The 24798-nt window shown below is 73.8% G+C and carries 21 protein-coding genes; 11 read left to right on the top strand and 10 right to left on the bottom strand.

What is annotated here, in order from left to right; translation table 11 throughout:
* Window positions 1–4 precede the first annotated feature (4 nt).
* Together ACIPW5_RS05885 and ACIPW5_RS05880 are read left to right on the top strand one after the other, a co-directional pair.
* Window positions 5–4276, top strand: a complete 4272-nt coding sequence (locus ACIPW5_RS05885; protein WP_401240886.1) for a trypsin-like peptidase domain-containing protein — start codon at window positions 5–7, stop codon at window positions 4274–4276.
* A 77-nt stretch (window positions 4277–4353) separates the two neighbouring features.
* Window positions 4354–4725 carry a CU044_2847 family protein gene (locus ACIPW5_RS05880; protein ID WP_401240883.1) on the top strand — a complete coding sequence of 124 codons (372 nt, stop codon included), beginning with the start codon at window positions 4354–4356 and terminating at the stop codon, window positions 4723–4725.
* A gap of 380 nt (window positions 4726–5105) precedes the next feature.
* On the opposite strand, the gene ACIPW5_RS05875 is transcribed toward ACIPW5_RS05880, so the two are convergent.
* From ACIPW5_RS05875 to ACIPW5_RS05865, 3 genes are all read right to left on the bottom strand, one after another.
* A complete protein-coding gene (locus ACIPW5_RS05875; RefSeq protein WP_401240880.1) occupies window positions 5106–6428 on the bottom strand; it encodes a UDP-glucose dehydrogenase family protein in 1323 nt (440 codons plus the stop codon).
* Between the two features lie 91 nt (window positions 6429–6519).
* On the bottom strand, window positions 6520–7764 hold the full coding sequence (locus ACIPW5_RS05870) for a hypothetical protein (RefSeq protein WP_401240877.1): 1245 nt from the start codon (window positions 7762–7764) through the stop codon (window positions 6520–6522).
* 48 nt (window positions 7765–7812) lie between these two features.
* Window positions 7813–9111: an aminotransferase class III-fold pyridoxal phosphate-dependent enzyme gene (locus ACIPW5_RS05865; RefSeq protein ID WP_401240874.1), complete on the bottom strand. Its 1299-nt coding sequence runs from the start codon at window positions 9109–9111 to the stop codon at window positions 7813–7815.
* Between the two features lie 170 nt (window positions 9112–9281).
* On the opposite strand from ACIPW5_RS05865, the gene ACIPW5_RS05860 reads away from it, so the two are divergent.
* Entirely contained in the window at window positions 9282–10715 is a 1434-nt protein-coding gene (locus tag ACIPW5_RS05860) for a helix-turn-helix domain-containing protein (RefSeq protein WP_401240871.1), read from the top strand.
* A gap of 152 nt (window positions 10716–10867) precedes the next feature.
* Here the strand turns inward: ACIPW5_RS05860 and ACIPW5_RS05855 are convergent, their stop codons facing one another.
* Entirely contained in the window at window positions 10868–11704 is an 837-nt protein-coding gene (locus tag ACIPW5_RS05855) for an alpha/beta fold hydrolase (protein WP_401240870.1), read from the bottom strand.
* Complete coding sequence (locus ACIPW5_RS05850) at window positions 11701–12294, bottom strand: TetR/AcrR family transcriptional regulator (protein WP_401240867.1); 594 nt, start codon at window positions 12292–12294, stop codon at window positions 11701–11703. Before ACIPW5_RS05850 ends, ACIPW5_RS05855 begins: the two co-directional genes overlap by 4 nt.
* Window positions 12295–12449: 155 nt before the next feature.
* Here ACIPW5_RS05850 and ACIPW5_RS05845 point away from each other — a divergent pair, with 155 nt between their 5' ends.
* Entirely contained in the window at window positions 12450–13604 is a 1155-nt protein-coding gene (locus ACIPW5_RS05845) for a PP2C family protein-serine/threonine phosphatase (protein ID WP_401240864.1), read from the top strand.
* Window positions 13605–13631: 27 nt separating this feature from the next.
* Here the strand turns inward: ACIPW5_RS05845 and ACIPW5_RS05840 are convergent, their stop codons facing one another.
* A complete protein-coding gene (locus ACIPW5_RS05840) occupies window positions 13632–14372 on the bottom strand; it encodes a dienelactone hydrolase family protein (protein WP_401240862.1) in 741 nt (246 codons plus the stop codon).
* 43 nt (window positions 14373–14415) lie between these two features.
* Complete coding sequence (locus ACIPW5_RS05835; RefSeq protein WP_401240860.1) at window positions 14416–14625, bottom strand: hypothetical protein; 210 nt, start codon at window positions 14623–14625, stop codon at window positions 14416–14418.
* Window positions 14626–14740: 115 nt separating this feature from the next.
* Here ACIPW5_RS05835 and ACIPW5_RS05830 point away from each other — a divergent pair, with 115 nt between their 5' ends.
* Window positions 14741–15559 (top strand): alpha/beta fold hydrolase, encoded by an 819-nt coding sequence (locus ACIPW5_RS05830; protein ID WP_401240857.1) that lies wholly within the window; start codon window positions 14741–14743, stop codon window positions 15557–15559.
* A 13-nt stretch (window positions 15560–15572) separates the two neighbouring features.
* On the opposite strand, the gene ACIPW5_RS05825 is transcribed toward ACIPW5_RS05830, so the two are convergent.
* Entirely contained in the window at window positions 15573–16538 is a 966-nt protein-coding gene (locus ACIPW5_RS05825; RefSeq protein WP_401240854.1) for an SDR family NAD(P)-dependent oxidoreductase, read from the bottom strand.
* Between the two features lie 131 nt (window positions 16539–16669).
* Between ACIPW5_RS05825 and ACIPW5_RS05820 the strand changes: the two genes are divergently transcribed.
* Window positions 16670–17863: a sensor histidine kinase gene (locus ACIPW5_RS05820; RefSeq protein WP_401240851.1), complete on the top strand. Its 1194-nt coding sequence runs from the start codon at window positions 16670–16672 to the stop codon at window positions 17861–17863.
* Window positions 17860–18513 carry a response regulator gene (locus ACIPW5_RS05815; protein WP_401240848.1) on the top strand — a complete coding sequence of 218 codons (654 nt, stop codon included), beginning with the start codon at window positions 17860–17862 and terminating at the stop codon, window positions 18511–18513. Before ACIPW5_RS05820 ends, ACIPW5_RS05815 begins: the two co-directional genes overlap by 4 nt.
* Window positions 18514–18524: 11 nt before the next feature.
* Here the strand turns inward: ACIPW5_RS05815 and ACIPW5_RS05810 are convergent, their stop codons facing one another.
* Window positions 18525–19781, bottom strand: a complete 1257-nt coding sequence (locus tag ACIPW5_RS05810; RefSeq protein WP_401240846.1) for an FAD-dependent oxidoreductase — start codon at window positions 19779–19781, stop codon at window positions 18525–18527.
* A 97-nt stretch (window positions 19782–19878) separates the two neighbouring features.
* Here ACIPW5_RS05810 and ACIPW5_RS05805 point away from each other — a divergent pair, with 97 nt between their 5' ends.
* The 4 genes from ACIPW5_RS05805 (at window position 19879) to ACIPW5_RS05790 (ending at window position 24339) form a co-directional block, all read left to right on the top strand.
* Window positions 19879–20922, top strand: coding sequence for a helix-turn-helix transcriptional regulator (locus ACIPW5_RS05805; RefSeq protein WP_401240843.1), 1044 nt, complete (start codon window positions 19879–19881; stop codon window positions 20920–20922).
* Window positions 20919–21572: a hypothetical protein gene (locus ACIPW5_RS05800; RefSeq protein ID WP_401240840.1), complete on the top strand. Its 654-nt coding sequence runs from the start codon at window positions 20919–20921 to the stop codon at window positions 21570–21572. Before ACIPW5_RS05805 ends, ACIPW5_RS05800 begins: the two co-directional genes overlap by 4 nt.
* Before the next feature lie 181 nt (window positions 21573–21753).
* Complete coding sequence (locus ACIPW5_RS05795) at window positions 21754–23751, top strand: ATP-binding protein (RefSeq protein ID WP_401240837.1); 1998 nt, start codon at window positions 21754–21756, stop codon at window positions 23749–23751.
* Window positions 23752–23889: 138 nt separating this feature from the next.
* The gene (locus tag ACIPW5_RS05790) at window positions 23890–24339 is read left to right on the top strand and encodes a spore-associated protein (protein WP_401240836.1); all 450 of its coding nucleotides are present in this window, start codon (window positions 23890–23892) and stop codon (window positions 24337–24339) included.
* On the opposite strand, the gene ACIPW5_RS05785 is transcribed toward ACIPW5_RS05790, so the two are convergent.
* Window positions 24323–24736, bottom strand: coding sequence for a ribosomal protein L7/L12 (locus ACIPW5_RS05785; protein WP_401240834.1), 414 nt, complete (start codon window positions 24734–24736; stop codon window positions 24323–24325). The genes ACIPW5_RS05790 and ACIPW5_RS05785 overlap by 17 nt on opposite strands.
* Window positions 24737–24798: the final 62 nt, after the last annotated feature.

Raw genomic sequence — 24798 nt, 5'->3', positions numbered from 1 at the left:
GTCCATGGCCGCGTTGCGCGGGAGCGGGGTGCTCGACGCCTCGCAGGTGCGGATCAGGGGCGCCGACGGGGAGGTCGTGGGGGCCGGGTTCCTCGTCGCACCCGACCTGATCTGCACCTGCGCCCACGTCGTCGGCCAGGCGCTCGGCCGGCCGCCCGGTGAGGACCCCGCCGAAGGCCCCGTGGACCTGGACTTCCCGCTCGTCTCGGGCCGGCCGTCGGCCCGGGCGGCCGTGGTGTCCTGGCGCCACGACGGCCGGGACGTCGCACTGCTGCGGCTCGACGCACCGGTGGCCGGAACGCGCCCGGCACCGCTGGTGGACGGCACCTCGGTCTGGGGGCACACGTTCCGCGCGCTCGGCTACCCGCACGGCGTCGACCAGGGCGTCTGGGCGTCCGGTGTGCTGCGCGCCGGGCAGGGCTCCGGCTGGGTGCAGATGGAGGTCGGCGCCAGCGGTCCGGCCGTCGTGGGGGGCTTCAGCGGATCGCCCGTCTGGGACGACGCCCAGGACGGCGTGGTCGGCATGACGGTCGCCGCGCACCTGGGCGACCGCACCGCCTACCTGCTGCCGTCCGCCGACCTGCTCGACGGGCGGACCCTGAGCCCGCGCTGCCCCTTCCAGGGCCTCGCCCCCTTCGCCGAGGACGGGGCGGAGTTCTTCCACGGGCGCGACGACGACACCCGGCGCGTCTTCGGCGCGGTGGTGCGGCGCCCCGTCACCCTGGTCGTCGGCCCCTCGGGGTGCGGTAAGTCCTCGCTGGTCAGGGCCGGGGTGCTGCCGAAGGCACGGGCGGCGGGGATGGACGTGTCCGAGCTGCGCGCGGTGCCCGGCGTACGGGCCGTGGCGGTGCTGGCCCGGGCCCTGTCCGGCCTGCTGGACCCGGCGCCCGGCGAGGTGGAGCGGCTCGCCCGGGCCGAGGAGCTGGCCCGGCTGCTGGAGGCCGGCCCTGACGTGCCGGCCGAGCTGCGGGCCAGGCTGCTCGCCCGGCCCGGTGCGGCCGCCGCCGGACACCTGCTCTTCGTGGACCAGCTGGAGGAGTACGCGGTCGGCGCCCCCGACGACGCCCGCGAGCTGTTCCGGCTGTTGGCCGGCCTCGCGGGCCGGGAGGGCCCCGCTCTGCTGCGGGTGGTGGCCACCGGACGTCCGGGTTCGCTGGAAGCGCTGGTGACGCCGGAGTCCTCCGAACTGGTCGGTGAGGCGGTCGAGTTCCTCGCCGCGCTGGCGGGCGAGGCCCTGGAGCGGGCGGTGACCGGGCCGGTCGCGGCCGAGCCCGGCCTCTGGTTCGAGCCCGGGCTGCCCCAGCGGATCCTCGCGGACGCCGGTGACGCGCCGGGCCGCATGCCGCTGGTGCAGTTCGCGCTCACCCGGCTGTGGGAGCGGCGCAGCCGCTCGATGCTCACCCACGCCGCGTACGACGAACTGGGCGGAGTCGCGGGCGCCCTGGTCGGGTACGCCGACGAGAGCCTGGAGGCCCTGACGGGCCGGCAGCGTCAGGCCGCCCGCCGGCTGCTGGTCCAGCTGGCCAGGCCCGAGGGTGACGGCTTCGTGCGCAGGCCCGCCCGGATCGGCGAGCTGTCGCCCGAACTCGCCTCGGTGGCCCGGGAGCTGGCGCCGGGCAAGCTCGTCGTCCTCAACCCCGCCCCGGACGGCTCCGGTGAGATCGTCGACCTCGCCCACGAGTCCCTCACCCGGCTGTGGCCCGGGCTGCGCCAGTGGCTCACCGACACCCGCGAGTTCCGCGCCTGGCAGGAACAGCTGCGGACCGACCTGCGCCGCTGGGAGGCCCACGACCGCGAGGCCGCCCGGCTGCTCCGCGGCACCGACCTGGCCGAGGCCCGGCGGCGCCTCGCCGGCCACCCGGACGACGCCACCCCCGAGGAGGCCGACTACGTACGGCTGAGCACGCGGGCGGCCCGGCGCGGCACCCGGATCAGGCGGGCCGCCATGGCCACCCTGGCCGTCCTGACGGCCCTCGCGGCCGTCCTCGCCCTCCTCGCCTGGCAGGGGCTGCAGCGCACCGGGGAACAGCTGCGCGTCCAGGCGGCCGGCCTGCTGGCCCAGGCCGCCGACGACACGCCGTCCAGGGAGGCGACGACCGCGCTGCAGCTCGCCCTCGCCGCCCGGAGCACCCAGCGGACCGCCAAGACCGCCCAGGCGCTGCTGCGCCAGTACGTACGCCAGCCGGACCTCCTGCACGCCTACCCCGCCGTCTGGGAGGGGAGCGTCCGCGCCATCGACGCCACCCCGGACGGACGGACCCTGGTCGTGGCCGGCAGCCCGCCCGGGGGCGGCAACCGGTTCGTGTGGACCCTGGTCACCGGAGCACTCGACGGCCGGATCCGGACCCGCAGACTGGCCGGCGAGGTCTCGGACGCGTACGCGAGCACCGTCAGTCCCGACGGCCGCCTCTTCGCCGTGACCTCCCCCGACTCGGTCCGGCTGTGGCGCCTCGACGACCCGGAGCACCCCGACACGCTCCGGCTCCCCGCCCGGGAGACACCCAAGGAGGTCGGCCTCGCCCTCGACTTCAGCTCGGACGGCAGCCGCCTGCTGCGCACCCTCACCGACCGCACGACGGAGTGCTCCTACGGCACCCGGCCGTGCGTACCCGCGTCCGCCGACGCGTGGGAGGTGCCCTCCGGCCGGCCCCTCACCGTCGCCGCCGACCTGCTGCCCCGGACGGGCCTGGACACGGCCGCCTTCACCGGCGACCGCGACACGGTGGCCGTGAGCAACACCCGCCGCCCCGCATCCGCGGAGGTGACGGTCAAGGAGCTCGCCACCGGCCGGACCCTCTACACCGCGGGCCCGCCCCCCGGCGCGACCGAAGGCCTGTCAGAGATCAGGGCGGGCGGCGAGCTCGCCGTCTGGACCGAGGGCAACCGGTACTACAGCCGCCCGCTGGGCCGCACCCCGGGTGCGGTCACCGAACTCCCCGCGCCCGGTTCCCGGAGGGACGCCGACCCGTCGACGACCTACGAACACTACGCGCCCACTTCCGGCAACGAGGTGGAGACACCCGGCGGCTACGCCGACACCGGCCTGCTGGACCTCCGCACGGGGCGGTACTTCACCGCCCGCCTGCCCAACGCCGACACGGTCATGTACACGCCCGCTACCTCGGCGGTGGCACCGGCACCAGGAGGCGGACTCACCGTACTGGTCGCCGTCGGGACCTCGCTCATGGTGGTGGGCGCCGCACCGGCGGGCACCGAACGGTTCAAGGGCGGGGACGCCATCGACGGGGAGTACGCCCTGGCCCCGGACCGGCGCACGATCGCGCGCCTGGCCCGCGGCTCCCTCCAGGTACTGGACGCCTCCCGTACCCGCCACCGCTCCGTGGACCTGCCCGCCGGCCCGGACTCCGCACGGGTCACCTGGACCGCCGACGGCCGGTGGATCGTGGTCTGGCGGCGGGACGACGGCCTCTTCCGCGCCTACGCCGCCACGGACCTCGGCCGGAGCGTGGACCTGCCCCGGCTCTTCAAGGACGAGGTGGTCACCGACAGCCTCGTCGGCCTCCAGGGCTCGGAGATCGCCCTGCTCGGATCGGACGGCACGCTGGCCCGCCTGGACGCGGCGACCGGGGCGGTCCTCACCCCCGCCTTCTCCGCCCAGGAGAACCCCGACGACGTCAGCCGCATGCGGGACATGTGGGGCGAGGGACGGATCGTGCCCAGGCCCGGGCACCCCGGCCAGGCCGCCGTCGTGAGCCGGGCGGGCACCACGAACGGGGAGATCGGCCTGTGGGACCTGCGGACGCAGAAGCGCTCGGCCGCCCCCCTGCACGGTCTGGGCGTCTCCACCCCGAGCATGCAACTGCACTGGCACGGCGACATGCTGGTCTTCAGCGCCGACGGGACCCGGCTGGCCGTCAAGCAGGGCGACGGCCGGATCCCCGTCTGGGACGTCGACGCGGGAAGGCAACTGCCCGACCCCGTCACGGTGTCCATCTCGGCGGAGCTGGTCGGCTTCGGGCCGGACGGCACCCTCCTGACATGGGACGAAGGGACCCTCACCATCCACGACCTCGCGCACGGGACGACCGTCACCGCCCAGGTCCGGCTGCCCTTCCCCCTCGAGGTCAACACGGGCAACGCCGCGATCACGGCGGCCGGGCAACTGCTGATCGAGGACGGGGAGCGGGCCCGCGTGCTGGAGCTGGATCCCGACGTCCAGTTCCGGGCCCTGTGCGCCGCGGCCGCACGCGACTACACCCCGGCCGAACGCAAACTGCTCCCCGACGGCACCCCGCCGGGTGCTCCGTGCACCTGACCCGGGCATGCCACGATTCGGTAACCGATCACCCGAACGGCAGGTGCGGCCCGCCGTCCCGCACCCACCATTCCTCCATGACCAGTACCGAGGACATCACCGCGAACATCGGCCTGGAGGACGGTTCCACCGTCCGCTTCCTCCTCACCGGCGCCCCCGGGGCGGCCCCGGCGACCGGTGAGGGCCTCGGCCCCCTCGTACCGGTCGGCCGACGGGCCGATGCGGTCGCCGCCTTCGCCACCGACGCACTGCGCTCCGCCCTGAAGCCCCTGGGGGCCCTCGTCCGCGAGGTGCACTCCTCGATGACCTCGGTACCCGTGCCGCCCACCGAGATCACCGTCACCTTCGGCATCCAGCTCACCCAGGACCTCCAGCTGGGCATCGTCAACGGCAACAACCAGGCACACCTGACCGTGACCGCCAACTGGACCCCGCCGACGGACGCCTGACGACGACTCATCGGCACCGCGCCCCGGCTCACCGCGGCCGGCGGCCGGACTGGGACCGGTGCCCCTGACGTGACCTGCCGGAACGCTACCGCCCGCGAGGCAGACGGCCTATGAGCGGTTCGCCCGCTGAGAGGCGGACCGCACGTGGGCCCGCCTGCTCGAGCCAGCCCAGGTCCGCGACGAGCCGGGTCGACGTAGAGCTGCTTCAGTTCGCTGCCCTGTAGCACCATCACGCCGAGCACCGCGTTCTCGGTGGCGCCACCCAGGTCTCCTGCTGCGGCACGGCGAAGAAGTACATCGGCACGGTCCACAGCGCGTGGCCTCCTGCCTTTCGGGGGGAATGAGCTCGGGCAGCGGCCCCCGTGCCGGCGAGGGTTCGTCTACTTGCCAGGGCGTCCGAGCTGGTGGATGGTCCAGCCGGCGGTGCGCCAGGGTTCGGGGTCGAGGGTGGTGCGGCAGTCGACGATCAGGGTGTTGGCAGGGCCGTCGACCAGGTCGGTGGGGTCGGCCTGCTGGTATTCGGGCCATTCGGTGGCGAGGACGACGAGGTCGGCTCCGTCGACGGACTGGGCGAGGTCGTCGGTGTAGTCGAGTTCGGGGTTGCGGGTCATGGCGGTGGTCACGGCCTGGGGGTCGTGGACGGTGACGGTGGCGCCGGCCTGCTGGAGGGTGTGGGCGAGGGCGAGGGCGGGGGATTCGCGGACGTCGTTGGTGCCGGGCTTGAACGCCGCTCCCCACACCGTGACGCGGGCGCCCTTGAGGGGCCGGCCCGCCAGGGCGCCGGTGATGAGGTCCATGGCGGTGTCGGTGCGGGACTCGTTGATCTCTTCGGCGGCGCGCAGGAGGGTGGCGGCTTTGTCGGCGCCGAGCTGGCGGGCGGAGGCGGTGAAGGCGCGGACGTCCTTGGGGAGGCAGCCGCCGCCGTAGCCGATGCCGGGGCGCATGCCGCCGCTGCCGATGCGCGGGTCGATGCCGAGGATGTCGACGATCTGGGAGACGTCGCCGCCGGCGGCCTGGCACATGTCGGCGACGGCGTTGATGTAGCTGATCTTCAGACCGAGGAAGGTGTTCGCCGCGCCCTTGGCGAGTTCGGCGGTCGCGGGGTCGGTGACGAAGATCGGGACGCCAGCGTCGAGGATCGGGGCGTAGACGGCGCGGATAGCTTTCTCGGCCTCGGCGGTGGTCAGGCCGGCGATGAGGCGGTCCGGGCGCAGGGTGTCCTCCACGGCGTGGCCCTCGCGCAGGAACTCCGGGTTCCACACGACTTCGACCGCGGTGCCGGCGGGGGCCAGGCGCTGGGCGAGGGCGGTGACCTGGACGGTGGTGCCGACAGTGACCGTGGACTTGCCGACGATCGTGCACGGCCTGTCGAGGTGGGGGGCGAGCTGGCGGATCGCGCCGTAGACCTGGCCGGTGTCGTAGGAGCGGCCGTCGGCATCGATGGGGGTGCCGACGCCGATGAAGTGGAGCTCGGCGAAGGCGGCGGCTTCGCGGATGTCGGTGGTGAACCGCAGGCGGCCGCTGGCGGTGTGGGCGGCGAGGAGCTCCGGGAGGCCGGTCTCGTAGATGGGGCATTCGCCGGCGTTGAGCCGGTCGACCTTGGCCTGGTCGACGTCGACGCCGAGGACTTCGTGGCCGAGGTGGGCCATCGCGGCCGCGTGCGGGATACCGAGGTGGCCGCAGCCGATCACTGAAACGCGCATTCCTTGACTCTCAGTTCTGGGAGGGACCCTGTGCGAAGGGGCCGGGGAACAGGCCAGCCCAGAGGCTAGCGCCGTTCCCCAGCCCCGCAGTTCACTCGCTGTTCGCGTTGAGGTTCAGCAGCCGCTCCAGCTCGCCGATCGCGGCGGCGGCCGTCTGCCGTACGACCACGTCACCGGTCTGCGGCCCCTCCAGCGGGTAGGCGAACCAGGAGCCGTCCGGACGGGGGAATCCCTCGGGGTCGACGAGGAACACTTTGAGCCCGGCCGCGCGGGCCCGCTTGGCCACCCACCGCCGGTCGGCGTGCAGCCCGATCACGACCAGCGCCTTCGCGTCGGGGTGGAAGCTGACCGGCGGGATCCGCTGGTCGTAGCGGCGCATGAACTGCTCCTGGAACCCGGCGCGCGCCCCGAGCCCGTCGAAGTTGTTCGTGATGAACGGGCCGACCATGTGCCCGGCCTCCTCCATCCGCTTGAGCGCGTGCAGGGCCGGGGTGACCTCGGCCTGGAAACAGGTCCGGTACATCTCCGACAGCTCGGCGACCTTGTCCTCGGTCTGGAGGAACATCTCCGACAGCAGCGGGTCCCGGCCCGGCGCCAGGACGAACGTGAAGCCCTTGCCGAGGAGCTCGTCCTCGATCTCGTTGACGTGGTAGATCTCGTGGAGGCGGTGCAGCGGCGGGATCCCGGCCTCGTAGGAGACACCGCAGCCGACCTCGACCTGGAACGGCAGGAAGTCGGTGAGCTGCGCCAGGGAGTCGGCGTAGACCGGCTTCCCGGGGGTGTCCTTGACCCGGACGCCGTGGGTGAGAACCTCCCACGGCCGGCGCCGGATGGTCCGCGGCGGGAACGTGTTGACCGAGGTGAACGTGGTGTCGATGACCTCGTAGCCGGCCGGGAGCGCCCGGCGTGCGCGGAGGTCTTCCGGGTGTTCCTCGAAGCGGACCAGGTGTACGCGCAGGTCACCCAGCTCGAACCGGCCGGCCCCGGCCTGCTTCCAGCCGCCCTCGGTCAGCATGGCGTGGTTCTGCTCCCACGCTTCCTCGATCTCGCTCCTGGGCGCGGCCACCGAGTGGTACAGGTACATCTGCGTCATGGCGAGTGCGGGCGCGGCGGTGGTGTCCACGAGGCCGTACTGGTGCCAGTAGTGGACGATGCGCCGACGGGCGTCGCCCTCTCCGCTCCAGCCGGAGTTGGTGGCGGTCTCCTCCTGCTGGGTGCGTCGCCAGATGCCCTCCTCCTCGAAGCGGGGCCGGTCGGCGGTCACACCGTAGAAGTCGTGCCACTTGCTGAGCTGGTCCTCGTCGAGCTGGTCGATGACCGTGACGGGAAACTGCATGGTCTTCCTTCCGTCGCAATGGCCCGCCCGTGACGGGGCGGGGATGGGTCAGCTGAGGGCGGTCACCGCGTCGGTGAGCGCGCCGGTCAGGAAGTCGATGTCCTGGCTGTCGCAGTTCAACGGGGGCGCGACGACCAGGCCCTCGCTGCGCGGGTGGCCGGCTCCCGTGAAGGGGTAGAAGAAGACGCCGCGCCGCTCGCACTCCCGCATCAGGGGCCAGAGCAGGCCGGGAGCGACCTCGACCCCGTACAGGTGGCCGATGCCCCGGACGTCCCGGACCGGCGCCCACCCGGTCAGGGACCGAAGAGCCACGCCGAGACGCTCGCCGCGCACGGCGAAGGCTTCGAAGTCCATCGATTCCAGCTCGTCCAGGACTCCGAGGCAGGCCGCCGCCTGGAGGGGGTGGGTGGCCATGGTCCCCATCGCGGGCAACGGATCCGCGTCCTTGTGCCGCAGCAGGGGCGCGATCTCGGGCGCCACCAGGACCGCCCCGACGCCGGTGTAGCCGGCTCCCAGGCCCTTCGACAGGACGACCAGGTCGGGCTCACACCCGTCCCAGTGCCGACTCGCCAGCGGCGTGCCGGTGCGCCACAGCCCGGTGAGGACTTCGTCGTGGATGACCAGGACGTTCCGCTTCCGGCAGATGTCCGCAACCCTGCGCAGGTAGCCGCCCGGGGGCACGAAGGCGCCGCCCGTGGTTCCGTTGACCGGCTCGATCAGGATCGCGGCGACGTTCTCGGCGCCCCGGCTGTCGATCGCCCGCGCCACTTCGCCGGCGCATGCGGCATCGCAGCCGTGTCCCTCGTGGGCGTGGCCGTGTGTGGGTGGGTAGGGCGCGGGGAAGGCGGGGCCGAGACCGCAGCGGTCTTCCGGGCGGGGATTGCGGATCTGGTTGCCCGCCACGCCGAGGGTGAAGGCGCTGTTGCCGTGGTACGAGAGGTCGGACGTCAGGATCTCCCCGCGCCGCTTCCCGTCGCGGACCCGCACGATGTTCCGCGCCAGGCCCACGGCGACTTCCACCCCGAGGGTCCCGCAGGTGGTCAAGGCGACGGAGTCCTCCGGTCGCCCCACGGCGCGGCACAGGCGGTCCATCAGCTCCAGCTGGATGCGGGGCTGGACGACGGCCGCGCCGCCGAAGGTGTAGCGGGAGAACTGCTTCTCGACGCGGGAGAAGACCGCCGGGCTGCCCTGACCGACGTTCGCGCACAGCAGGCCGCTGGATCCGTCGAGGATCCTGCGGCCGTCGGCGAGGTGGAGCCAGGGGCCGTCCGATCCGACCGTTTCGAAGTCCGGCAAGGGCCTGGATGACGTCAGCAGCCGTTCGCGGTGCGGCAGGTACCGATCCACTGGAAGTCCTTTCCTGGGAGGACTCGGGGGGTTAGGAGTGTGCGGCGGCGGTGAACCGCGGCAACTCCAAGACCACCGCAGCGGGACGCGGTACAACAGTCGGTAGCCGTCGGGCTGCAAGGAGTTTGCATCTCGTGCACGTACGGACAGCTGCGGGTGGGCCCTGCCCCATGGGGCTACGCGCGCCCTTGGGCACACGGGACGGGGTTATGGACACAGTGCGAAAGCCGCAGGTCGCAGGTACAGCCGCAGGAGCCGGGACGCCCGGCGAGGTGGTCCGCCGCACCCGCAGAGCGCGGGACATGACCCTGGCCGAGCTCGGCAACCTAACCGGCTACTCAGCCGCCCAGGTATCCCGGCTGGAGCGCGGGAAGTCCGCCATGACGGACGTCTTCGTGCTCCAGCGGTTCGCACAGGCGCTCGGCATCCCGCCCCAGGACTTCGGCCTCGCACCGGCCGAAGGCGGCCAACCGGAGCTGCCCAGTCAGCGAACGGGACCGTATCCGGGCCGGCCCACCCCTAGGCTGGGATACCCAGGTCACAACGGAGGGGAGGACCCGGTGCGCACGCGACGGCAGTTACTCGCCGACCTCGCGGTCACCGCGGCAGCCGCCATGGGCGCCCCCGTCACCGGATCTGACTCCGGCAAGCCCGAGGAGGCACAACTCGGCGAGGCGCTCGTCGCCGGACTACGCGACGCGATGCTGGGCCTGGGCCCTGCTGCCGCGGACGCGCCCCTGAACCATCTGGCCGCCGAGCTGCGCCGGGCCTCGGCCGAGTTCAACGACTGCGCATATTCCCACCTCGCCCTCCGCCTCCCCCGCCTCATCTCCGCCGGCCATCGGTCCACCGGCGGCAGCGACAGCTTCCGTGTGCTGGCGCAGGCGTACCTCCTGGCGACCCGGATCCTCATCAAGCTCGACGAGCCGCAGCTCGGCTGGATGGCAGCCGACCGCGCACGGCAGTTCGCGGACGCAGGCGGTGCGCCCGTCGCAGTAGCTGAGGCAGCCCGTCAACAGGCCGTCCTCGCCCGCAAGGCAGGCTGGCACGATCAGGCCCTCACTCTCGCCCTCAACGCCGCCGACGAACCCGCATTGCGTGAACTCGGGAGTACGGGAAGCGCCCAGCGGGGCCTGCTGATTCAGTGCGCCGCCTACACCGTGGCCCATCAACGCGATCAGAGCGGCATGCGTGAGCTGACCCGCGAGGCCGCCGCCATCGCCAGAAACCTGGGCGCCGTCACCCACCTCCGCGACACCAACGGCGGCTTCAGCCAGGCGACGGTGCAACTCCACCTCATCTCGGCGGAGACCACCGCCGGCGACCCCTCAGCAGCCATCACCGCTGCCGACGCCCTCGCACCCCAGGCACTGCCCACCACGGAGCGGCGCGCGCTCTACTTCACCGACCGAGCGAAAGCCTTCGCCCAGTGGGGCCGACGAGACGAATGCATCCGCGCCCTCCTGCAGGCCGAGTACTGGGCCCCGCAGGAGACCCACGCCCGTCCGGCTGTGAAGGCCCTCGTATCCGGCCTCCTCGTCTCCGGCCGCACCACACCCGCACTACGAGGCCTCGCGGCACGCACCGGCGTCCCGCACAACTAAAGGTTGTTTCGCAAGGGTGACCAGGCCGAAAGATGCCCGGTTTGCCTCGATCCGACCCTACGGCTCGATGGCCTGGAAAAGGGACAAGGATGCTCATTGCGGCGTCGCTCGTGTCCCTCATCAAGGGCCTCGATCACCTTGTGAAACGACCTTCAGGACCGGAAGGCTTCCCGGAGGAGGGCGCCGAACTCGGCGGGGTGCGTGGTCAGGCCGGTGTGCCCGCCGGGGAAGTGCCGGAGTTCCGTGCCGAGGTGGTCGGCCAGGAAGGCGGCCGGCCGGTAGGGCAGTTCGCCGCGGGAGTCCTCGCCGCAGGCGAGGACGAGCCGGTCTGACAGTGCCTCCAGCCGGTGGACGTCCGGGGCGTAGGACATGAAGCCCGGCAGGATGCGGCCGACGAAGTAGGGCAGGTTGGTCATCGTCTGCTCGGCCCGTGCCGCCGCCTGCGGCGGAAGCGCCGTCGCGGCCTTCGGCTCGGTGGTGTCGCCGGGCTTCTTCAGGCCCGCGGCGAACACGGCCATCGCCGGCATGAGCCCCTCCGCCCGGAACGTCGCCCGCACGCGCGCGAGGAGCACGCGGTGTTCGGCGGCGTCCGGCAGGACCTCCACCACGGGCGGCTCGTGCGCCACGAGGCGCCGGACGCGTTCGGGGTGGGCGGTGAGCAGGTGCAGGGCGGTGATCGCGCCCGAGCTGGAGCCGAAGACGCGCGCGGGTTCGCCGGGCGACAGGCGTTCCAGTATCCGCAGGGCGTCGTCGGCGTGTTCGGCCACGCTCTGCTCGGCTTCGGGGTCGTCCAGCGTGCTGCGTGACATGCCGCGCGGGTCGTAGGTCGCGACGGTGTACTCGGCGGCCAGGCCGTCGGCGATGCCGTCGAAGGAGGCCGCGCCGCCCGACCCTCCGGGGATCAGCAGCAGGAGCGGGCCGCGGCCGCGCACCTCGTAGTGCAGGGTCGCGCCGTTCACGCGCAGGGTGGCGAGGGTCGGGCCGGTCATGTGGAGTCTCCTTCTCGGGCGGGGGGCCAGTGCTCCAGGAGGGTGTGGAGGGCGTCGAGGGCGCGGGTCCAGGACTGCTGCGGCGAACGCTCGTGCGCGAAGCCGCCCGCGGCCTCCAGGGCGACGAAGCCGTGGAACGTGCTGCGCAGCAACCGGACCGCGTCCGTCAGGTCGGGCTCGGTCAGGCCGTAGCCGCGCAGCATGCCGTAGGTCAGCTCGACCGCGCGCCGGGGCCCGGCCGCCTTCTCAGCCAGTTCGGGGTCGATCCGGATCGGGGTCTGCGTCGCCGCGTAGCGGCCCGGATGCGCGTGGGCGTACTCCCGCCAGGCGTCGGCGTACGCGACCAGCGCGTCCTTGCCCGCCCGGCCGACGGTGGCCTCGGCGATGCGGAGGGTCTTCTCGTCCGCCGCCAGCAGTGCGATCCGGCCGCGCAGGTCCTCAAGGCCCCGGACGTGCGCGTAGAGGCTCGCGTCCTTCACGCCCAGCCGACGCGCCACCTGCGCCATGGTCACCCGGTCGAGCCCGGTCTCGTCCGCCAGCTCGGCGCCCGCGATCGTCACCCGCTCTGCCGTCAGTCCTGCGCGCGCCATGCACCCTCCCTCATTTCTTCCTAGGAGTCCTAGTTTTATCCTAGGGGTCTTAGGAATGGCAAGTGGGGGAAGCCGCCGGGGGGCGGGTACCGGCGGTGGCGCACGGCCCGGCCCGGCACCCGGACATCGGCCGTCCCGTGCTGTATGCCTTGCGCATGGATGCCCGCCGGCGGCCCCTCGCCCCCTTCTCCTCCCGGCGCGGCGGACGACTGCTGCTCCTCGTGCCCTTCGCCCTGATCGCGGCCGTCACCGTGGTGGACGTCATCGCGCCGCCGGAGGTGCACCTGGGGCCGTTCCTGATCGCGGCGCCCGCGGTGACGGCCTCGTTCGCGGGGCCGCGTATGACGGCCTTCGTGGGCGCGGTCGCGGTGCTGGCCCAGTCGGTGGTGGCGGTCGCGCGGACGAGCCTCACCGACCTCAACCACACCTACCAGATCATCGCGCTGGTCCTGATCTCGGTCATCGTCACCTTCTTCGCCCATCTGCGGGAGCGCGACGAGCACCGGCTCGCGCGGCTGCGCACCATCGCCCACGCGGCCCAGAGCGTCGTACTGCGCCCCCTCCCCCATCGGGCGGGACCGCTGCACATCGCCTCCGTCTACCTGGCGGCGGAGGAGGAGGCGCAGATGGGGGGCGACCTGTACGCCGCGGCCCGGACGGCTTCCGGGACCCGGCTGCTGATCGGCGACGCCCGGGGCAAGGGGCTCGACGCCATCAGCGAGGCGTCACTGGTGCTGGGCGCCTTCCGGGTGACCGCCCACCGGGAGCACGAGCTGCCGGAACTGATCGGGCAACTGGAGGAGGGCGTCGGCTCGGCGGAGGAGCCGGGGAGCACCGCGTCCACGGGACACGGTGCCGGCGAGGCGGCCGATGACGCGGACGAGGCCTTCGTGACCGCGCTGGTCCTCGACATCCCCGACCGCGAGCCGGTGGTACGGCTGGTGAACTGCGGGCACCCGCCACCGCTGCTCCTGAGGCAGGGACGGGTGATCCCGCTGGACACGGCCGAGGCGAGACCGCCGCTCGGGCTCGCGGACGTCCTCGCCACCGACGCGACGGTGGCGACGTTCCCGTTCGAAGTCGGTGACGTGCTGCTGCTGTACACGGACGGGGTCGTCGAGGCGCGCGACGCATCGCGCGCCTTCTACCCCCTGGCCGAGCGGCTCACGGCCTGGGCCCGGGAGGACCCGCAGACCCTGCTCGACCGCCTGCGGGCCGACCTGCGGTCGTACGCGGGCGGCCACCTCGGCGATGACGCGGCACTCGTCGCGGTCGAGCGGCTCGCTCCCGGCCGAAGCGGGCGGCCGTAGCCGGGGACGCCACGGCCCCCGACCGGATCAGTCCGTGACGGGCAGGCACTCGGCGAGCAGGGCGAGGACGTCCTGCCAGGCCCGCTGTGCGTGCCGCGGGTGGTGGCCGACGCCGGGGACCGTGGTGTGGTCGACCGGTGGGTGGTGGAAGGCGTGCAGGGCTCCTCCGTAGACCGTGAGGCGCCAGTCGACGCCCGCGGCCTGCATCTCCGCGGTGAACGCCTCCCGTTGCGCCGGCGGCATGATCGGGTCCTCCGACCCGACCCCGGCCCATACCGGGCAGCGGATGCGTGCCGCCTCGCCCGGCCGGCCCGTGGTCAGTGCGTTGACCGTCCCGATCGCGCGCAGGTCGACCCCGTCACGCCCGAGCTCCAGGGCGATCGCACCCCCGGTCCCGTAGCCGACGGCGGCGGTCCGGCCGGGGTCGGCCCGTGGTTCGGCGTGCAGCACGTCGAGCGCGGCGTGGCCGATGTCCCGCATGCGGTCGGGGTCGGCGAGCAGCGGCATGCAACGGGCCAGCATCTCCTGCGGGTCTGCGAGGTAGCGTCCGCCGTGGAGGTCGAAGGCGAGCGCCACGTAGCCCAGTTCGGCCAGGGCTTCGGCCCGTCGGCGCTCGACGTCGCCGAGCCCCATCCCCTCGGGGCCGATCAGGACTGCCGGCCGGCGCCCGGTACCGGCCGGGAGCGCGAGGTGTCCGATCATCGTCAGGTCGTCGGCCGGGTAGGCGACCGTGCGGGTGGTGAACGTGCGGGTGGTGACCGTCGTCATGGGACCGGACGCTAATGGCCGTTGCGCCCGCCCGGGGTGGTGTTCACCGATGGCAGACGGCGGGCCGTCCCCACCACGACGTGCCCGGGCGGGCGGAGGCCTTGCACACGTCGGTCAGGACGGGGGCGAGGAGGTCCGGGGCGAAGTCGTGCTCCTGGCCGGGGCAGACGCGCGGGGGGAAGTTGCCGGCCAGTGCGTCGAGTTCCCGGGCCCCGGTGAGGATGTGCGGTGCGCCCGCGTCCCCGCTGCCCACGCGTCGCCCATGACCCGGCCCTCGTGGGGCAGGGTGCGGGCGGTGGCCTCCATACTGCTCCAGAAGGGTCCGGCGGAGCCTCCCTCCGACCGACCACCTCCTGAGAGAAGGCCGCATGACCTGGTCCGAACGCACCGTCATCCGCGACGGCGTCCGCATCTCCTGCCGTGACCGGGGCGGAGACGGACCCCCGCTCATCCTCCTGCACGGGCTGGCCGGCCATGCCGGCGAATGGGACGACGTCGCGCGGGACCTGAGCCGCCGGTACCGGGTCGTCGCCGTGGACCAGCGGGGCCACGGCGCCAGTGAACGCCGCCCGCGCGACGTCTCCCGCGCCGCCTACGTCGCCGACGTGGTCGCCGTGGCGGAACAGCTCGGCCTGCGGCGGCCCGTCCTGATGGGCCAGTCGATGGGCGGCAGCACGGCCATGCTGACGGCTGCCGCGCACCCCGGGCTCGTCCGCGCCCTCGTACTCGTCGAGGCCGCACCCGGCGGCCCGACTCCGGACACCCCCGCGGAGATCGGCGGCTGGTTCGACTCCTGGCCGATGCCGTTCCCCTCGCGGGACGCCGCCGTGCGGTTCCTCGGCGGCGGCCGGGTCGGCGAAGGCTGGGCCGACGGGCTGGAGGAACGCGACGGCGGGTGGTGGCCCCGCTTCGACGCCGACGTGCTTCTCGCCTCGCTGGCCGAGAACGCCCGGCGGGCCTTCTGGGACGAGTGGGCGGAGGTCACCTGCCCGACCCTGGCCGTCTTCGGCCAGAACGGCATCATCCCGCCCGAGGACGCCGACCGCATGCTCCGGCAACGACCGGAGACGGTGGCCGTGAGCGTCCCCGGAACGGGACACGACGTCCATCTGGAACGGCCCGACACCGTGCGCCGGCTGCTGGCGGAGTTCCTCGACGGGATCGAGGACACCACTCCCGGGGACTGACCCGGCCAGACCCTCAGGCGGTGCCCGGCTGGAGCATCTTGCGGCCCGCGCCGCTCCCGCCGTCCACGGCGACGGACGCGCCGGTCATGTACGGGAAGTCGTCCGAGGCGAGCCCGAGCACGGCGCGCGCGATCTCCTCGGCATCGGCCATCCGTTCGAGACCGTCGACGTTGAGCGGCCCCCACGCCTGCTTGTACCGCGCCCAGTCCGCGTCCGGGATGCCCGGCGGGCGGACGAAGGCGGTGTCGGTGGTGCCGGGCAGCAGGGCGTTGATCCGGATCCCCCGGGGACCGTAGGCGAGCGCCGCGGACTTCACCAGGCCCTGCACCGCGCGCTTGCTCGCGGTGTACGCGGCCCCGTTCGGCCGGGCCTGTTCGGCCGCCGACGACGAGGTGCAGATGATGACGCCGCCCTGCGCCCTGAGCATGTGCGGAACCTCGTACTTGACCGCGAGGAACACTCCGCGGGCGTTCGTGGCCTGGACGTCGTCCCACTCCTCGACGCTCATCTCGTGGGGCAGCCTGCCGCCGCCGATGCCGGCGTTGTTGAAGGCCACGTCGATGCCGCCGTAGCGGCTCGCGACCCGGTCCACGAAGCCGCGTACCTCGGCGTCCACCCGTACGTCGGCCTGCAGGTACGTGGCCTCGCCGCCCGCGTCCCGGATCTCCCGTTCCACCTGGCGCCCCAACTCGGCCCGCCGGCCGCAGAATCCGACGTGGGCCCCCTCCCGGGCGAACGCCTTCGCGGTCGCCCTGCCGATGCCGGACGTGCCCCCGGTGACGAGGACCGACTTCCCCCGGAAGCGGCCGCCCTCGGGGCGGGACCTCGACGGGGCACCGGCCGCCCGGGCTGTTGTGCTGCCGAAGGCCGCGCTCCCCAGCCCCAGAGCGGCCGCGCCGCCGAGGAGGGAGCGCCGTCCCGGGGCAGCGGGTCCCGCGTCCTCGTGGTCACTCGTATCCGTGTTCGCCTTGGTGTCCATGACGATCATCCTCGGCGCCCGGCCCGGACCGGCGGTTCCGTCCACCGGCCGGACATCGCGGCCGGTGGGAGGAGGGGCCTCCTCCCACGGGAGGAGACCCGGCCCGCGGGCGTCCGCCTATCGTGGGCGCCATGAACCGATCGTGGATCGAGCTCGCGTTCGACCGGCGATTCGCCGGCGTGCGGATCCTGGCGCTCGCCGGCGTCATGGTCGGGTACTTCCTGCTGCTGCAACAGCCGTCCGGGGCCCGGGACTGGGGCTTCGCCGCGGCCGGGGTGGTCCTGTGCCTGGTCGCGGGGAAGTGGGTGTTCGGCGCGCTGCTCGCGCAGACGGCCCTGCTCGTGGCCGCGCACGCGCTGGGCGCGGGCACGGCCACGTCGCTGAAGGTGCTGGCCGCCGTCACCCTCTTCGAGCTGGCGGTCCAGCGCTCCGGACGCCTCCTCGCCGCCGGGGCGACGGCACTGGCGCTCACCGTCGCCGTGCACCGCTTCGACGAGCTGCCCGGCGGTTCCATGCCGGTGCTCTACAAGATGGCGATGCTCTCCGGCGTACCGCTGCTCCTGGGCTCCTACGTACGCGTGACCCGCGAAGCCGCCCTGCAGGCGCGGGAGTACGCGCGACAGCAGGAGCTCCGGGCGGAGCAGCGGCTGCTGGCCGGCCGTACGGCCGAGCGCACCGCCATCGCGCGGGAGCTGCACGACCTGGTCGCCCATCACGTCTCCTCCATGGTGCTCCGCGTCGGTGTGGCCCGGCACGTCACCGCCGCGACGGGCACCACCGACCCGCGGATCACCGACGTCCTCGACGACCTGCACACCAGCGCCGGCGCGGCCCTGGCCGATCTGCGGCGCCTGGTGGCCGTACTGCGGGCCCCGGGCGGGCGGAGCGGTCCGGAGACCGGTTCCCTGGTCACGGCCGGGGCGCTGCCGGCGGCACTGGAGTCGGTGGTGGAGCACGTCCGTCAGACCGGGCTGACGGTGACCCCCTGCGTCGACCCCCGGGTCGCGGGGCTCGACGCGGTGCGTGGACTCGCTGTCCTCCGCCTGGCCCAGGAGGGCCTGGCCAACGCGGCCAGGCACGGCGGGCCCGGCGCACACGCCGAGCTGACCGTGCGGGTCGCCAACGAGGCCGTGCACGTGACGGTCGAGGACGACGGCGCCGGGAAGGCCCGGACGCAGACGTACCCTTCGGGACACGGCCTGATCGGCATGCGCGAACGGGTGGACCTGCTCGGCGGCCGGCTGGACGCGGGCCCCGCTGCCGGGGGCTGGCGGCTCACGGCCGAACTGCCCCTCTCCCCGCCCGGCTTGGAGGCCCGCCCGTGATCCGCATCCTCGTCGTCGACGACCAGCAGCTCGTCCGCATGGGACTGCGCATGCTCTTCGAGCAGACTCCGGACATCGAGATACAGGGCGAGGCGGACAACGGCGCGGAGGCGGTACGGCTGGCCGAACGCCTCACGCCCGACGTCGTCCTGATGGACCTGCGGATGCCCGGCACGGACGGCATCACGGCCACCCGCCGCATCCTCGCCGCGCGTCCCGCCACCCGGATCGTCGCCCTCACCACCTTCGACGACGACGACCACCTGTATCCGGTGCTGGCCGCCGGGGCCTGCGGCTTCCTGGTGAAGGACACCCCTCCCGCCGAACTCCTGGAGGCCGTAAGCCGGGCCGCGGCCGGAGGGGCACCCTTCAGCCGGGACGTCCTCGACCGCCTCGTCGCCCAGGCCCTGCGCTCCCGGTCCGCCCCGGAAGGCCCCGGGGACCTCCCGGTGGCGGGCATCACCCCGCGCGAGCGGGAGGTCCTCGGGCTGCTGGGCGTGGGCCTGTCCAACCAGGAGATCGCCGACCGGCTGCACCTGGGTGTCACCACGGTGAAGACGCACGTGTCCAGCCTGATGGCGAAGACGGGCCGGGACAACCGCATCCGTCTCGCCGTCCTCGCCGTCCTCACGGGCATCACCTCGGACTGACCGGCCCCTGCTCACGCCCTGCGGCGCTGGTGGCGCAGCCGGGCGGCGGCGGCCAGGACCGGGAGGGTCACGGCCGTGGCGGCGGCGCCGAGTGCGGTGTCGGTGGCCAGGATCAGGCGGACCGTCCGCATGCCGAGGGTGAGGACCTCGCTGCCGCGCCGGCGCATGCCCTCCTCGAACCGGCGCACGGCCTCGGCCGTCGTCGTACCGCCTTCCTCGACCTCGCCCAGGTGCCGGAGCAGGGCGGCGGCATCGCGGATCGCCGCACCGGCCCCCATTCCGGCAGTGGGCGGTGTCGCGTGGACGGCGTCGCCGAGCGCGGTGATGCGGCCCGCGGGCCAGGGCGCGAGCCCGGTGGCGCGGGTCGGGGCGGCGTTGAAGCGGTACGCGGCCACGCTGTGCGGGTCGGCGCGGGCGATGACTTCGAGGGTGTGCTCGGCCCAGCCCTGTGCGCGGAACCTCCGGACCAGCGCGTCCTGCAACGCGCCGTCGCGCACGGCGCGCAGGGCGTCGGTCGCCGGGGATTCGGGGAACATGGCGCCCCAGATGTAGGTGGGGCCGGTGGTGACGGACATCCGCAGCTCGGGGGCATCGAGCGCGGCGTTGCCGACCGGATCGAGGAAGCCGGTGTACAGCGCCGCGCCCCGCGGGCCGACCGCCAGCCCCGAACGTGGTCCGAGCCGGTGCCGTTCACCGGGGCTCAGGTCGGTGCGGAGGGTACGGCCGGAGAACCCGATGATGCCCGCCGGGCTGTTGGTCCGGCCTCCCGCCAGGTGGCGTGCCACCAGGGAGTGGGTGCCGTCCGCGCCCACCACCAGGTCCGCCGGGACGGGTGCGGCGCCGTCGGTGAACAGCACCCGGGGGGCGCCGTCGTCGCCCCGGCCGACCCCGGACACCGTCCGCCCCAGGTGCAGGTCGTCGCCGACCTCCTCGGCCAGCAGCATGCGCAGCGTGATCCGGTCGACGTCGACGCCGGCATCGCCGCCGAGGTCCGGCCCGTGGCCGAGCAGCCTGCCGCGACGGTCCCAGAACGCGTCGCGGTCGCGCAGCCGCAGCGCCGAGGCCGACGCCAGCAGCCGCTGCACCGTCTCCGGCGCCACCAGTTCCCGGAGCGCCGACTGGGCCCGCCCGTCCAGGGTGATGTGGTACCCGCCCGTCGCCGCCACGTCGGTGTCGCGGTCGAACACCGCCACGTCGAACCCCCTGCGGCGCAACCCCGCCCCCAGGGCGAGTCCACCGATACCGCCACCGACCACGACAACACGCATAGCCGTCCGTCCCTTCCACCGGTCCTGTCCTTCACGGGCACTTGACGGTGACACCGGTGGTGGACACGGAGCGGCCACCACCGGGCAGGATGGGACGATGGCGAACACCTCACGACGGGCCTTACGGCTCCTGTCCCTGTTCGGATCGCGCCGCCTGTGGTCACTGCGCGAGCTCGCCGCCGCGCTCGACGTCAGCGAGCGCACGGTCCGCCGTGACGTCGAGACCCTGCGCGAGCTCGGCTACCCGGTCACCACGGTCCACGGGCCCGACGGCGGCTACCGGCTCGGTGCGGGGCACACCCTTCCGCCGCTGCTGTTCGACCACGACCAGGCCCTCGCGGTCGCGGTGGCCCTGCAGACCGCGCCCGGCACGGTGTTCGGCCTGAGCGACGACGCGGCGCGGGCGCTGGTCACCCTGGAGCAGGCCATGCCCGCCGCGCTGCGGGAATCGATGAGGTCCCTGCGCCTGACCAGGCTGCAGAACTACTGGGAGTTCCCCGCTCCCCCGATCGACCCGGCCGCGCTCACCGCCGTGGGGGCCGCGGTGCGCCACCGCCACGTCCTCGTCGCCGAAACGCTGCGCCCGGACGGCTCGCGCCCCGGCACCGGCGACGACGACTTCCTGCCCGCCCGCCGCATCGAGCCCCACCACCTGGTCGTCTGGGCCGGCCGGTGGTACCTGGTCGCCTACGACCTGGGGGACCACCAGTGGCGGGTACACCGTGTCGACCGGCTCCTCCCCCGGCCCACGACACACCTCTTCGGCCCGCGCCTGCCCCCCTGCGACGACCTCGCCCACTTCGTGATGAGCAGTCACGACCGCGGTGACACCCCCGCCGCCTGGGAGTGCACCGGCAGCGCCCGGCTCAACCTGCCGGCCGGCGTCGTCGCCCGCTGGGCACCGAGCGGCTCGGTCGTCGAGCACCTCGACGCCGAGCACTGCCGCCTCACCCTCGGAGCCTGGTCCTGGGCCGGCATCGCCGGGCTCCTCGCCACCTTCGACGCCGAACTCACCGAACTCCGCCCGCCCGAACTCGCCCGCGCGTGCCGTCGGCTGGCCGATCGCCTGGGCGGGGCGGTGCCGCACGAACCGGTCCCGGATGCCGGGTTGTCAGTGCCCTTTGGCAGCATGGGCCCATGAGCAAGGTAGTGAACTACAGCATGGCGAACCCCGGCGAGTTCGTGCGCTTCGTGCCCGCGCTGGACCTGAGCGCCGACGAAACGGAACTCCTGGACAAGATGCGCGTCCGCGCACGGGCCTACCAGGACAGCCTCGACCACCAGGGCGTGGACTGGGGACTGTCGGTCCCCGACGCCCTGGAAGAGCTCGTCTCCGGCCGGGCCGACTCCGTCGCCCCCTACGCCGGCTGCGCCTACTACACCGCCCTCCAGATCGTCATCGACCACAACGCGAGCGACAGGTCGACCCTGGCGAGCTACCGGAGCCCCATCACCTACTTCTCCGCCCTGGACGACGCCCTCAGCGCGGTGGGCGTCCCGGCCGACCTGCTGCCCTACCAGTACCTCTTCAGCGGCCCGCCCGCGCAGATCGGGTTCCGCATACCGTCCCCCCTGGAGGGCTCCCCGGAGATCGGGTGCTGGCCCCTGGCGAAGGCCGTCCCCGCGGTGGAGGCCTACCGTGCGGTGCTGGACCGCGTCGACGCCGATCTCCGGTACGACCTCGGGGAGCTCATCGAGGCCCTCGACAGCTGGGCCTCGGAGTGGAGCACGGGGCAGGGCGCCTGGTGGTGGGCCGAGGACGGCCTGATCGTCTTCTCCATCACCGGCTGACGCGCCGGGCGCACGGATCCCGCTGAGGCCCCAACTGCGGTTCCGGGCCCGGCCGGACGGGTATCGGGGCCACTGCGGTTCGCGTGCGGTGGGTGTCTGACCTCTGCGGTTCCGGTTCTCCGGTGGCGTGCCCGAGAATGGCGGCGTGGACAGTTGGATGCCGCCGGTGCAAGGACCTTTCGTGGGGCGAACGGGTGAGGTCGCCGAGCTGATGGCCGGGCTGCGGGCGCGCCGCCTGGTCACGCTGGTCGGGGGTGGCGGGGTCGGCAAGTCCCGGCTGGCCGCCGAGACGGCGCTGCGCGCGCCCGGTGAGCCGTACGAGGCCGTGTACTGGGTCCCGTTGTGGTCGTTGTCCGGCCGGGCGCTGTTCGCGGCGGCGGTGGCGGACGCCTGCGGGCTCGCCGACCATTCGGCCCGGGAACCGGCGGAGGCGCTGGGCAGCTGGATCGGCGGGCGCCGGGTGCTGCTCGTACTGGACTCCTGCGAGCACGTGCGGGAGGAGTGCGCAGCGCTGGTGGAGGCCCTGCTGGACCGCTGTCCCCGCCTGGTGGTGCTCGCGACCAGCCGTGAGCCGCTGGGGCCGCGGGGCGAACGAGTGCAGCGGGTCGACCCGTTGGACCCCGGGACCGACGGGCTGGAGCTGTTCACCGAGCGGGCCGGCGCCGTCGGCGTGCGGTGGACGGAGCCCGGGGAGCGGGAAGCGGCCGCGGCCGTGTGCCGGTGGCTGGAGGGCGTTCCGCTGGCCCTGGAACTGGCCGCCGGGCTGCTGCGGGAGCACGGTGTGGGCGACCTGGCCGCGGGCCTGGGCCGTCGGCTGGATCTCGGCGGGAGCCGGGACGCCTCCGCGGGGCCGGCGCGGCACCGGGCCCTGGTGACCACCATCGGCTGGAGCCACGAGCTGTGCAGCCCCGCCGAACGGCTGTTATGGGCCCGGATGTCGGTGTTCCGGTCCCACCCCACGCCGGAGGCGGTGCTGTACGTGTGCGGCGGGGGCCCGCTGGGGCCGACGGCGCTCGCCGCCGCCCTGGCGGGGCTGCAGGAGAAGAGCATCGTGGCCCTCGGGGACGGCCGGGTGCGGATGCTCGACACGGTCCGCGAGTACGGTGCGATGTGGCTGGCGGAGATCGGCGAGAGCGGGGCCGTGGCCGACCGGCACGCCGGCTACTTCAGCCGTACGACGGCCGCCGCGGACGAGGCGTGGTGGGGGCCGGGGCAGCAGCGGGCCTACGCCGGCCTCGCCCTCTCCCACCACGACCTCTGCGCGGCACTGGAGCACCTGCTGCTGACCGCCCCCGAGGAGGCCATGGCGATGGCCGGCCGGCTCGGGTTCTTCTGGGCGTGCTGCGGCCATCTGCACGAGGCGGGCCACTACCTGGACGAGTTCCTGCAACTGGTCTCGGCACCGGCCGCCGTCCAGGCCAGGGCGCTGTGGTCGCTGGGCGTGGTGCGCTGCCTGCAGGGGAGCTACGACCTGGCGCAGCGGCTCAGCCGCGAAGCCGGGGTCGTCGCCGAGCTCGCCGGGGAAGGGGCGCTGGTCGCGGACGCGGCGTACCTGCACGGACTGGTGCTGCTGCTGCGCGGCAAGCCGCTGACCGCCCTCCACGAGGCGGACCGGGTGCTGGCCGCCTCGATCGCCGGACCGGCCTCGCTCGCCCGCTGCCGGCTGCTGCGGGTGTTCGGCCTGACCGGATCCGGGTTCCTGGAGCAGGCGCGCACCGAGGCGGAGGCGCTGCGGGCGGACTCGGTGGCCGCGGGCGAGTACTGGGCCCGCTCCTACGCGGACTACCAGCTGGCGGTGATCGCGCTGTACGAGGAGCGGGCGGCCGACGCCGCCGGGCACGCCCGGTCCATGCTGCGCGGCAAGCAGGCGATCGGGGACGCCTTCGGCCTCGCCCTGGGGCTGGACCTGCTGGCGGTGGCCTTCGCCTCCCAGGGGCGGGGCGAGCTGTCGGCCTGCGCGTACGGTCTCGGGCACCGGTTCTGGGAGTTGGTGGGGCACCCGCAGCGCGGCACCCCCGAGCTGGGGGCCCTCCGGGAGCAGGGCGAGCGGTCGGCCCGTACGCAGGTCGGCGACGCCGCCTACGACCGGGCGTACCGGCGCGCCGCGGCGGCGGACCCCCACCGGACGCTGGACGACATGCTCTCCGAGTCCGTCGGCGAACGCGGCCGGGGGGCGTAGGGGGCGTCGCGCCGGGGCCGATCGGGTGAATAAGCGGGGCGCTCTCTTCTACTTGCGGGGGATGCGCAACCGTTCCGCCGCCCTGTGTGTCCCACACCATGCAGGAGCGACCGACTCCGATGACCAGCAGGGGGAAGCATGAAGTTCACCCGTTCCGTCATGACCACGACCGCGTTCGCCGCCCTGGCCCTGGGGGCCACGACGGCTCTGGCGGCGCCCGCCTCCGCCGCGCCCAACACCACGCCGCAGAAGGTCTGCGGCAGCGCCTACAAGACCGTGAACTCGGCCGCCATCGGCTCGCTGGGCACCGTCTACCTGACGTACAACGCCGCGAACGGCAAGAACTGCGTCGCGACCATCCGCAACAACCCGGGGGCGGCCGTGGACATGGCCCTGTGGATCGAGGTCCCCGCGACCTCGGACCGGGGCGAGGACTTCGGCCGGTACACGTCGTACGCGGGCCCGGCCTACGTGTACGGCAAGGGCCACTGTGTCGACTGGGGCGGCGGCATCAGCAACGTCCACGTGCAGGTGTACAACTCCAACTGCGGCGCGCGCAAGGAGCAGCGGGTCACCGAGGTCCGCTGACCCCGGCTCCTCCCGACCGCGGCTTGCTGTTCTCCGCGCCGCGGTCCGGCCCGCCCCGGCAGGACCCACCGGGTCCTGCCGGGGCGGGGGCGCGTCCGGCTCCCTCCCCCGCCCAGCAGACCTCGGGAACCCATGGTTCCCCGTACTGCCAGGCGTTGACGGGAAAGGCTCCCCGCCGGACGGTGCGACCGCAGCAGTCGCAGAGCAGCGTGGTGCGGGCGCCTGCGGCCTCGAGGATCCGGGCCGCCTCGCCGGCGGTATCGGCGCAGGCGGCCACCGTGACCTCCACGGGTGCGTCGGCGAGCAGGAGGCCGCTGTGCCAGAGACTGCGGCCGGTGACCGTCCGTACGGCCCGGACCGCCTCCGTCTTCCGGTCCCCTGCCGCTGTCAGCAGCACACGGAACCCCGGCTCCTCCATACCCGCTCCCCCTCCGGTCGTCGTCCGCGCACGCCATGGTG

Source organism: Streptomyces sp. NPDC090077 (genome assembly GCF_044747545.1).
Lineage (GTDB): Bacteria > Actinomycetota > Actinomycetes > Streptomycetales > Streptomycetaceae > Streptomyces.
This window is presented reverse-complemented; position numbering and strand designations above follow the sequence as displayed.

Bases quoted from the DNA above. Each gene is read 5' to 3' on its own strand.
- ACIPW5_RS05885 (WP_401240886.1), top strand. From the start codon at position 5: ATGGCCGCGTTGCGCGGGAGCGGGGTGCTCGACGCCTCGCAGGTGCGG.
- ACIPW5_RS05880 (WP_401240883.1), top strand. From the start codon at position 4,354: ATGACCAGTACCGAGGACATCACCGCGAACATCGGCCTGGAGGACGGT.
- ACIPW5_RS05875 (WP_401240880.1), bottom strand. From the start codon at position 6,428: ATGCGCGTTTCAGTGATCGGCTGCGGCCACCTCGGTATCCCGCACGCG.
- ACIPW5_RS05870 (WP_401240877.1), bottom strand. From the start codon at position 7,764: ATGCAGTTTCCCGTCACGGTCATCGACCAGCTCGACGAGGACCAGCTC.
- ACIPW5_RS05860 (WP_401240871.1), top strand. From the start codon at position 9,282: ATGGGGCTACGCGCGCCCTTGGGCACACGGGACGGGGTTATGGACACA.
- ACIPW5_RS05855 (WP_401240870.1), bottom strand. From the start codon at position 11,704: ATGACCGGCCCGACCCTCGCCACCCTGCGCGTGAACGGCGCGACCCTG.
- ACIPW5_RS05850 (WP_401240867.1), bottom strand. From the start codon at position 12,294: ATGGCGCGCGCAGGACTGACGGCAGAGCGGGTGACGATCGCGGGCGCC.
- ACIPW5_RS05845 (WP_401240864.1), top strand. From the start codon at position 12,450: ATGGATGCCCGCCGGCGGCCCCTCGCCCCCTTCTCCTCCCGGCGCGGC.
- ACIPW5_RS05840 (WP_401240862.1), bottom strand. From the start codon at position 14,372: ATGACGACGGTCACCACCCGCACGTTCACCACCCGCACGGTCGCCTAC.
- ACIPW5_RS05830 (WP_401240857.1), top strand. From the start codon at position 14,741: ATGACCTGGTCCGAACGCACCGTCATCCGCGACGGCGTCCGCATCTCC.
- ACIPW5_RS05825 (WP_401240854.1), bottom strand. From the start codon at position 16,538: ATGGACACCAAGGCGAACACGGATACGAGTGACCACGAGGACGCGGGA.
- ACIPW5_RS05820 (WP_401240851.1), top strand. From the start codon at position 16,670: ATGAACCGATCGTGGATCGAGCTCGCGTTCGACCGGCGATTCGCCGGC.
- ACIPW5_RS05810 (WP_401240846.1), bottom strand. From the start codon at position 19,781: ATGCGTGTTGTCGTGGTCGGTGGCGGTATCGGTGGACTCGCCCTGGGG.
- ACIPW5_RS05805 (WP_401240843.1), top strand. From the start codon at position 19,879: ATGGCGAACACCTCACGACGGGCCTTACGGCTCCTGTCCCTGTTCGGA.
- ACIPW5_RS05800 (WP_401240840.1), top strand. From the start codon at position 20,919: ATGAGCAAGGTAGTGAACTACAGCATGGCGAACCCCGGCGAGTTCGTG.
- ACIPW5_RS05790 (WP_401240836.1), top strand. From the start codon at position 23,890: ATGAAGTTCACCCGTTCCGTCATGACCACGACCGCGTTCGCCGCCCTG.